This window comes from Alloprevotella sp. oral taxon 473 str. F0040, assembly GCF_000318095.2.
In the GTDB taxonomy this organism is placed as follows: domain Bacteria; phylum Bacteroidota; class Bacteroidia; order Bacteroidales; family Bacteroidaceae; genus Alloprevotella.
The window spans coordinates 248-1,678 of sequence record NZ_KB290703.1 but is presented as its reverse complement, the minus strand read 5'-3'; the positions used below and the strand labels follow the sequence as shown (position 1 = coordinate 1,678).

Sequence of the window (1,431 nt, the reverse complement as noted above, 5' to 3'; positions counted from 1 at the left end):
CGCTGCCCACCGACAAGGCCGACAAGCGCATCTACAAGGTGGCCTTCACCTACAACGGCAAGGAGGTCGCGTCGCGCTACGCCAACTACGACGGCAATGTCGGCACCCTACCCACCCCGCAGGAAATCCTGGGCGTGGCATACAACACCGCCAACACCTACAAGCTCGTCTTCGCCGATGATTTCTATGCCGAATATCCCATTTATGCCGACCGCACCGTGGCAGTAGATGTCATCGTAAACAACATGTGCGAAATCGCCACGAAAGAAGACTGGAAGAAGTTCGGCGACTTCGTAAGATCCGGGGAGGGAAACCTCAACGCCAAGCTCACCGCCGACCTCAACCTCGGCACGGACATCCAGAAAATAGGCAGCGAGAGCACTGACTATCGCGGCACCTTCGATGGACAGGGGCACACCATCACGATCGATTGGAACGGTAACGGCGGTGATTACTTCGCGCTGTTCCCCTTTGTAACAGACGCCACCATCAAGAACCTGCGCGTAACGGGGAAGATGACGACCGATGTTCCAATGGGCGTATTCTCTTACCTGGCGGGTGGCAACACCACTTTCTCGGGCTGCGTCAGCGATGTGAAAATCACTAACGGCGACAAGAACGACACCTACTGCGCCGCAGGAATGGTGCGCGCAGCATACAGCGAAGGCAAAATCACCTTCAAAGACTGCATCGTGGCCGGCGACCTCAATGGCACCACCGACAACAGCAAGCAGAACATGGGCGGATTCGTATGTGGTCAAGCTGACGACGCCACCTGCACCTTCGACAACTGTCTCTACACCGGCACGAACAACGCCAAGGGCGGCTACGCCTTCGCGCCGAAGCCCACGCTCAACAACTGCTACTACGTGAACGCCTTTGCCAACGTGCAAGGCACGCCGACGACCGCCGAGCAGCTTGCAAGTGGCTACGTGGCCTGGATGCTGCAGAGCGGGCGCGCCGAAAACGTGTGGGGACAGACGCTCGGCACCGACCTCGAGCCCCAACTCTCCGCCACCGCCAAGCGCATCTACAAGGTGGCCTTCACCTACAACGGCAAGGAGGTCGCGTCGCGCTACGCCAACTACGACGGCAATGTCGGCACCCTACCCACCCCGCAGGAAATCCTGGGCGTGGCATACAACACCGCCAACACCTACAAGCTCGTCTTCGCCGATGATTTCTATGCCGAATATCCCATTTATGCCGACCGCACCGTGGCAGTAGATGTCATCGTAAACAACATGTGCGAAATCGCCACGAAAGAAGACTGGAAGAAGTTCGGCGACTTCGTAAGATCCGGGGAGAGAAACCTCAACGCCAAGCTCACCGTCGACCTCGACTTCGGCTCAGACATCCTGAAAGTTGGCAGCGAGAGCACTGGCTATTCCGGCACCTTCGACGGACAGGGGCACACCATCACGATCGATT

1 pseudogene is annotated in these 1,431 nt (G+C 58.0%); it reads left to right on the top strand.

The window, feature by feature from the left end:
- Nucleotides 1-1,431 (top strand): annotated as a pseudogene (locus HMPREF9999_RS10550) (peptidase M26); the annotation flags it as partial.